This window comes from Flavobacterium sp., assembly GCF_043773265.1.
Taxonomy (GTDB): domain Bacteria; phylum Bacteroidota; class Bacteroidia; order Flavobacteriales; family Flavobacteriaceae; genus Flavobacterium.
In genome coordinates this window covers 1-7,060 of record NZ_JAYVFH010000220.1, presented here as the reverse complement: position 1 = coordinate 7,060, position 7,060 = coordinate 1, and the positions used below count along the sequence as shown (strand labels likewise).

General features: G+C 30.5%; 8 protein-coding genes. 4 read left to right on the top strand and 4 right to left on the bottom strand.

Annotated features, from left to right (window positions below; genetic code table 11):
- Nucleotides 1–139: 139 nt before the first annotated feature.
- Nucleotides 140–1,444, top strand: coding sequence for an NAD(P)/FAD-dependent oxidoreductase (locus ACH2BO_RS11725; RefSeq protein WP_395044923.1), 1,305 nt, complete (start codon nt 140–142; stop codon nt 1,442–1,444).
- A 147-nt stretch (nt 1,445–1,591) separates the two neighbouring features.
- Nucleotides 1,592–1,915: a hypothetical protein gene (locus tag ACH2BO_RS11720; RefSeq protein WP_395044922.1), complete on the top strand. Its 324-nt coding sequence runs from the start codon at nt 1,592–1,594 to the stop codon at nt 1,913–1,915.
- Here the strand turns inward: ACH2BO_RS11720 and ACH2BO_RS11715 are convergent.
- Nucleotides 1,897–2,955 carry a DUF3810 domain-containing protein gene (locus ACH2BO_RS11715; RefSeq protein ID WP_395044921.1) on the bottom strand — a complete coding sequence of 353 codons (1,059 nt, stop codon included), beginning with the start codon at nt 2,953–2,955 and terminating at the stop codon, nt 1,897–1,899. The genes ACH2BO_RS11720 and ACH2BO_RS11715 overlap by 19 nt on opposite strands.
- A 96-nt stretch (nt 2,956–3,051) precedes the next feature.
- Here ACH2BO_RS11715 and ACH2BO_RS11710 point away from each other — a divergent pair, with 96 nt between their 5' ends.
- Nucleotides 3,052–4,515 (top strand): aminoacyl-histidine dipeptidase, encoded by a 1,464-nt coding sequence (locus tag ACH2BO_RS11710; protein WP_395044920.1) that lies wholly within the window; start codon nt 3,052–3,054, stop codon nt 4,513–4,515.
- Nucleotides 4,516–4,572: 57 nt separating this feature from the next.
- Here ACH2BO_RS11710 and ACH2BO_RS11705 read toward each other — a convergent pair whose 3' ends face one another.
- From ACH2BO_RS11705 to ACH2BO_RS11695, 3 genes are all read right to left on the bottom strand, one after another.
- The gene (locus ACH2BO_RS11705) at nt 4,573–4,854 is read right to left on the bottom strand and encodes a hypothetical protein (RefSeq protein WP_395044919.1); all 282 of its coding nucleotides are present in this window, start codon (nt 4,852–4,854) and stop codon (nt 4,573–4,575) included.
- 239 nt (nt 4,855–5,093) lie between these two features.
- Nucleotides 5,094–5,342 (bottom strand): hypothetical protein, encoded by a 249-nt coding sequence (locus ACH2BO_RS11700; protein ID WP_395044918.1) that lies wholly within the window; start codon nt 5,340–5,342, stop codon nt 5,094–5,096.
- 73 nt (nt 5,343–5,415) lie between these two features.
- A complete protein-coding gene (locus ACH2BO_RS11695) occupies nt 5,416–6,012 on the bottom strand; it encodes a hypothetical protein (RefSeq protein ID WP_395044917.1) in 597 nt (198 codons plus the stop codon).
- A gap of 608 nt (nt 6,013–6,620) precedes the next feature.
- Here ACH2BO_RS11695 and ACH2BO_RS11690 point away from each other — a divergent pair.
- The coding region (locus tag ACH2BO_RS11690) for a transposase (RefSeq protein ID WP_395044916.1) at nt 6,621–7,060 on the top strand (440 nt) is incomplete at its 3' end.

Below are 7,060 nucleotides of genomic sequence, written 5' to 3'. Positions count from 1 at the left end.
GCGATTTTCGCTTCGCGAAAATCGCAACAAAAGGATTTCCATTACAATCTGGGCTATATTGCCAACCATTTATGCAAAATCAGTAGTCCTAATCAAACTAAATCTTAGTATCTTTGTATAAAGTTTCAACTTCATAAAAATGAACATACCACAATCATCAAATCCACGAATAGTAATTATTGGAGGTGGATTTGCAGGAATTTCTCTAGCCAAAAAATTAAAAAATAAAAATTTTCAAGTAGTTTTACTCGACAAACACAACTATCATACTTTTCAACCACTTCTTTATCAAGTTGCAACTGGAGGTTTAGAAGCAGGATCAATCGCTTACCCAATTAGAAAAGTAATTCAAGAGTACAATGATTTCTTTTTCAGATTAACTTCTGTAAAAGAAATTGACACTAAAAACCAAAAAATAATCTCCGAAATAGGAGAATTAACCTATGATTATCTAGTAATTGCTTCTGGATCAAAAACAAACTATTTTGGCAATAAAGAAATAGAACGCAATTCAATGGCAATGAAAACTATACCACAATCATTAAACATTAGAAGTCTAATTCTTGAAAATTTTGAACAAGCAGTTTTAACTAAAGATCTTGCAGACAGAAATAGTTTAATTAATTTCGTATTAGTTGGTGGCGGTCCAACAGGAGTTGAACTTGCTGGTGCTCTTGCCGAAATGAAACGTGCAATTCTACAAAAAGATTATCCAGATTTAGATATCGCCAAAATGCAAATAAATTTAATTCAAAGTGGTGATAGAATCCTAAACACTATGTCAGAGAAATCGTCTGTCGCAGCCGAAAAATTTCTTTTAGATTTGGGAGTAACCATCTGGAAAAATGTTCGTGTAACCAATTATGATGGAAGAACTATAACTACAAATTCTGATTTAACTTTTGAAACTGCAACTGTAATTTGGACAGCTGGAGTTCAAGGAGCAAAAATTGCTGGGTTAGATGCCAATTGTTTAATAGAAAAAGTAGATCGAATAAGAGTAAATCAATACAATCAAGTAAAAGGATACAACAATATTTTTGCAATTGGCGACATAGCTTCAATGGAAACCGATTTGTACCCACAAGGTCATCCAATGATGGCACAACCTGCATTGCAACAAGGAGATTTATTAGGTGAAAATCTTGTAAAATTACGTAACAATGAACAAATGACAGCTTTTCTATATAAAGACAAAGGTTCAATGGCTACAATTGGAAGAAACTTAGCAGTTGTTGATCTGCCAAATTACCATTTCAACGGAATTTTTGCATGGTTCGTGTGGATGTTTGTACATCTTTTTTCATTAATCGGTTTCAAAAACAAAGCAGTCGTTTTTTTAAATTGGGTTTACAATTATATTCGTTTTGATAGAGAAGGTCGGTTAATAATTAGACCCTATAAAAAGAAAAGTTTTACTACTTTTACTAGCGATGAAGTTTAATCAGTTGTTGGTTATGGGTTATTAGTTAAAATTTTTGGATTTGGAGTAATTTAAAAAATAATAAATATTAATAAAATGAAATATGATTTTTTTGGTATAAAATGTTTTTTTCCTATCTTAGTTATATCTGTTTTCTCAATTGGATTTATGCCAAAGTTATTTTCAATATCATTATTCCCTATAGCTTTTTTGTTATTATTGAGTTCTTATTTCTATTTTAATAAATTAAAATTATTTTTTAAAATAAATTTTATAATATTAATATTTACAACTTTTGGCAGTCTTGATTATATTTTTATTCATACAGATAGTCCAGATAATTATGATTCTCCATCAAATTATAATGCTTCAATGGCGCTCTCTTGGTTCATAACTATTCCAATTTCAATAATTACAACTTTAATTTTAGCAATGGTTTTTACTTATTTTTCCCAAAACGAACAACCCAAAACTCACAATTCACCACCATAATAATTAACCAATAAATCAACAAATTTACTATAACTTTCAATACCATCTTTTTGTTGATTTACTTTTAGAAACTGATCATAAAAGACATGAAATCCTTTGTCAATAATAGTGTCATATTCTTCCCAAAACAATTCATTTTCTTTATAGTTCTCTAGAATTCCGGTATTAATTTTAGATTTAAAATAAATAAATTTGCTCTCATTTTTCATTCCAATATTCGACATACAATATCGTAAAGCATTAGAATAAGCCGAGTATTGAAAATATAAATCTTTATTTTTTACACAAGCCAAAAAACCTATAAAGTTACATTCACTTTCACTTGCATAACCAATTTGATGTGCCATTTCATGATTAATTGTCATAGGAAAACCAACCATTGGAATTTTATCATTCACTTGTGCTTCACCAGTAAACGGATTCAAATAACCACCAAATCCCATATAAGTCAATGGTAAACTAAATAGGGATTTCTTTCTACTTGGATTTTCATATCTAAAAAATGAATATTCTTTCTTCAAGTTATCATAACCATTTTGAGAAAGTTTAAAAATCGAATCTTGAGAATAAGTTATAATTACTTTCAAATTTTTATTTTTTGTGATTTCAAATTGTATTTCGTTAGTTTTTGCAATCAACTTATCTGTAAAAGCATATAAATCTTCTTCAGAATACTCTCTTTTAATATTCATTTTCTCAAATAACGGAACTCTATAATAATTCAATGCCCAAAGAAAATGAAACGCAAAATATACTATTGAAACGAAACCTAAAACACTTAAAATGTTATTTTTCCATTCTGTTTTCCAAGATTTTCTACTATTCCAAATGCATTTTAAAATCCATAAAATCAAGATAGTATAAAATACATCTCCAACAGAAAATGGAATTTTTCCCAATAAAGTTCTAAAAAATTTAGAATTATAAACATACAATCTGTTGCTGTAAAATCGTTCTACAACATTTGGAAAATATGCAATTACTTTCAGAAATAAAATCTGAAACAGTAAAAATAATGGAAGAATGTATTTTCTTTTCACTTGTAAATTTTGAAATGTAAATATAATCACAATATCAATTCGTAAAGAAATTAAACTTTGTAACTTTGCTTCTTTGAATCTTACAACCATAAAACAATGAGCCAAGAAATTAGAAACCTAGAACCAAAAAACCTTTGGAATAAATTTGCCGATTTAAACGAAGTTCCACGTCCATCAAAAAAAGAAGAACGCGTAATTGAGTTTATGAAAAACTTTGGAACCAGTTTAGGATTAGAAACATTTGAAGACGAAATCCGTAACGTAATCATAAGAAAACCTGCAACTGCTGGAATGGAAAATCGTAAAGCTTTGGTTTTACAAGGACATTTAGACATGGTTCATCAAAAAAATAACGATACTAATTTCGATTTCTTAACACAAGGAATTGATATGTATGTCGATGGCGATTGGGTTCGTGCTCGAGGAACAACACTTGGCGCAGATAACGGACTTGGAGTTGCAATGATAATGGCAATTTTAGAAAGTAAAGACATAAAACATCCAGCAATTGAAGCACTTTTTACAATTGATGAAGAAACAGGAATGACTGGCGCATTAAATTTAAAAGGCGGAATTCTTCATGGCGATATTTTGCTAAATATGGATACCGAAGAAGATGATGAAATTGATATTGGTTGCGCCGGAGGAATTGACGTTACAGCCAACAGAAGTTACAATCAAGAGGAAACTCCTGAAACATCAGTTGGATACACAATTACTGTAAAAGGTTTAAATGGCGGACATTCTGGAATGGATATTCACAAAGGTTTGGGTAATGCCAACAAAATTATGAACCGTTTACTATTTGACGGATTTGAGAATTTTGGACTTCAAATTAATGAAATTTCTGGTGGAAGTTTACGAAATGCAATTCCAAGAGAAAGCGTTGCAAAAGTAATTGTTGCATCAATGTATGACGAAGCATTTGCTTTTGATATGCAAGAAATTATTGAAGACATTAAAACCGAATTCAAAACTACTGAGCCAAACTTAACAATAGAAATAGAAAAATCGGAGTTACCAAGTAATGTAATGGATTTAGGTGTTCAAGAAGGTTTGTTACGTTCCATTTATGCAGCACACAATGGCGTTTACAGAATGTCTGCCGTTATGGAAGATTTAGTAGAAACTTCTAATAATATTGCACGTGTAATTGTAAAAGATGGCGAAATCTCTATACAGAATTTAACGCGATCATCCGTTGAAACTTCCAAAATGGATTTGGCAAATAGTTTACGTTCTGCTTACGAATTATTTGGTTGCGAAGTAACTTTTGGCGGAAGTTATCCTGGTTGGACACCAAATGTAAAATCAGAAATTTTAGATTTATTAGTAAAAATATACGAAAGACAAAACAACGAAAAACCAAAAGTTGTAGCTTGTCACGCAGGATTAGAATGTGGAATTCTAGGAACTAATTATCCAGATATGGATATGATTTCGTTTGGACCAACCATTCACGGAGCACATTCTCCAGACGAAAGAGCTTCGATTAAATCGTCTCAAAAATTTTATAAGTATGTTTTGGAGATATTGGAGAATATTCCAGAGAGAAAATAGAGAAAAGAAAATAGAACATAGAAAACTCGTTTAGAAATAGACGAGTTTTTTTTTCTATTAACTACCAGCAATAGAAGTTCCAAAAATTCCAACAGCAAGTTCTGCCCAAATTATTAAAAGAATCAAAAAAATAACAACACAAATAATAATACGATGTTTAACGTTTTTTACTTTTCGTATTACAAATTCTATTGCCAAACCAGTTCCTAAAAGTAAAACACCAGCTGCTACAAAATCCATTAATGTCCAGTTAACTTCATTGGTAAACTGCATTGCTATTAATGGAATAAGTAATATTAGAAATACTACGAAAGTAATATTTATTTGAGTTTTGTTCATTGATAAAATGCATTTTAATTCATAATATTGTTGTAAATTTTTATAAAATAATCAATTTTTTTAATTCAGAATGGTAATTTTTAAACACTTTGCGACTGTTATGAAGTGAAATAACAAGCCATAACAAATATACCGAAAACTTTTGTAAGTAAAAAGAGGATAAAATAAAAGTTAATTATTCAGCTTAAAAATCAATATCAAGCTATGTAATAGTGTAAAACAGCAATTGTAAACAGGTATTATTTTCCACCACAATTTTCTTCATATATATCTACAATTTTATAAAAATCATTTGAATTTAAATTTGCAGTTTTTATAAGTTCTGCAAAATTTGGACAAATTTCCTTAAATTTTATTTTTGCAATTTCATAAAGATTAAAACCAACCATATAACTCAAATCATATCTATGAATTCCAATTCCAAAAGCAAAATCTTCATTTTCTCTTTGTAGATAATATGCATCTGATTCAACATAATAACTTTTCATTCCACTGCCAGAATTAGTTCTAAAATGTATTCAGTCAACTTTTTTAGGATTTGTCAGATTCGAATTTAGTTACTTAGCAACCGCCTTTGCGAGGTGCACGTTTATAAATTGTTTTACTATCTCGTTCTACATAGTCGCCTGATATTATTGGATATGAATACTTTGGCGCTTTCGATATGTTATGGCTTCTTATAATTATTTTGTCGTTAACTTTCAGTCTATGTAATTGCTCAAATTCATTGTTATAATTCAAAATATTCTTGCCAGACTTTTCTGTCCCAAAAGCAAGAATATAATCGTCACCATTAATCATGACCATCATACCGAAACCTAATCTTGATCCTGACGGAAGAGAAAGAGAGGTTACAACTCCGTCCATATTGGTATAATCCTTAATAGACTTGCTTATTTTAGTAGCACTGGCATGCACTTTTTTACCTGCAGCAGACGCTTCCCATTTTTTGTACATTATACCATCAGGTGTAGCTTCCCATTTTTTTAATGCAGCTTTCCTTTCAGCAACAGAGAGAGGTTTTGAGATTGACTTTTTAGGAGTTTCATTTTTAATTTCACGATTAGCACTCGAGCCGTAGGCGAACTGAGCGAAGCTAAATACCAGTCCGCTTACCACAACTAGCAATAAGATCAGCACATAAATGATTTTTCTCATATTTTTGTTGTTTTAATTAATAATAAATTTTATCTCTTTTTAAAGTATATGAAGCAAAATTACTTAATTATTTTGCGAATTGTGAGCTTAAAATTGTAAATAAAAATGTAAACTTCATAAATAAAAACTTGACACTGTGTTTAATAGCAGAAATCTCCTTTCAGGAAAACTCAAATACGTGTTATGATTACTATTTCTCTCATTTATCTGTGTAATCTCTGCTGCTTTTAGCATTGAGGATAGTGATGACTTTGACTTTGCTAGAAGAGAAGTTTTGCTCTGCAGAATTGAACATGAAATACTTCTACAATCGGGCGATAGTATTTCAAGAGTGCTACCTGTGAAAAAACTTCACAATCTATCAAATAAATATACCAAAATACTTGTAAGAAAAACATTTTTTTTATCTTTAACCATGCAACATATACATGGAATTTCGCGTTATCAACGTTTCGCCGCTTCTCGTCAGTTGAGAAATTAGGAATTGATTATTTTCTGTTAAAGATAAAAATTCTTGCGAAACGTAAACGCGAACTTACCACAAAATTCGCAATTGCGAGAAGCACCCATGTAAAAGCATAACTTTGAGTTACCTAAAAACGAAGATTATGCAATTACACGATGCCTTAACTATTCCAAAGATATTCATTGGATTAGACATTCACAAACAAAGTTGGTCAGTTTCTATTCAAACTGATTTATTTTTTCACAAAACCTATTCTATGCCTTCTAATAGTAGTGATTTGTATGATTATGTTGAAAAACATTTTCCCTCTCACGAGGTTCATTTGGTTTATGAAGCAGGATGTTGTGGCTTTACTACTGCACGGTATTTCTTGAATTTGGGATGGACTGTTTTGGTAGTTAATCCAGCCGATGTCAAGAAAGGTGACAAGGAACGTTATCAAAAAACGGATGCTATTGACTCTAAATTATTATCTAATCAGCTTAAAGCTGGTGTTTTAAAAGGGATTTATATTCCTTCAGAAAAAGAAGAACAGTTTATGACTTTGGCTCGTCATCGCACGCAAGTAACCAAAAAGTTGCG

What these genes read in the sequence shown, in the direction of transcription:
- ACH2BO_RS11720 (WP_395044922.1), top strand. Translation starts at nt 1,592, where the DNA reads ATGCCAAAGTTATTTTCAATATCATTATTCCCTATAGCTTTTTTGTTA.
- ACH2BO_RS11695 (WP_395044917.1), bottom strand. Translation starts at nt 6,012, where the DNA reads ATGAGAAAAATCATTTATGTGCTGATCTTATTGCTAGTTGTGGTAAGC.
- ACH2BO_RS11710 (WP_395044920.1), top strand. Translation starts at nt 3,052, where the DNA reads ATGAGCCAAGAAATTAGAAACCTAGAACCAAAAAACCTTTGGAATAAA.
- ACH2BO_RS11725 (WP_395044923.1), top strand. Translation starts at nt 140, where the DNA reads ATGAACATACCACAATCATCAAATCCACGAATAGTAATTATTGGAGGT.
- ACH2BO_RS11700 (WP_395044918.1), bottom strand. Translation starts at nt 5,342, where the DNA reads ATGAAAAGTTATTATGTTGAATCAGATGCATATTATCTACAAAGAGAA.
- ACH2BO_RS11705 (WP_395044919.1), bottom strand. Translation starts at nt 4,854, where the DNA reads ATGAACAAAACTCAAATAAATATTACTTTCGTAGTATTTCTAATATTA.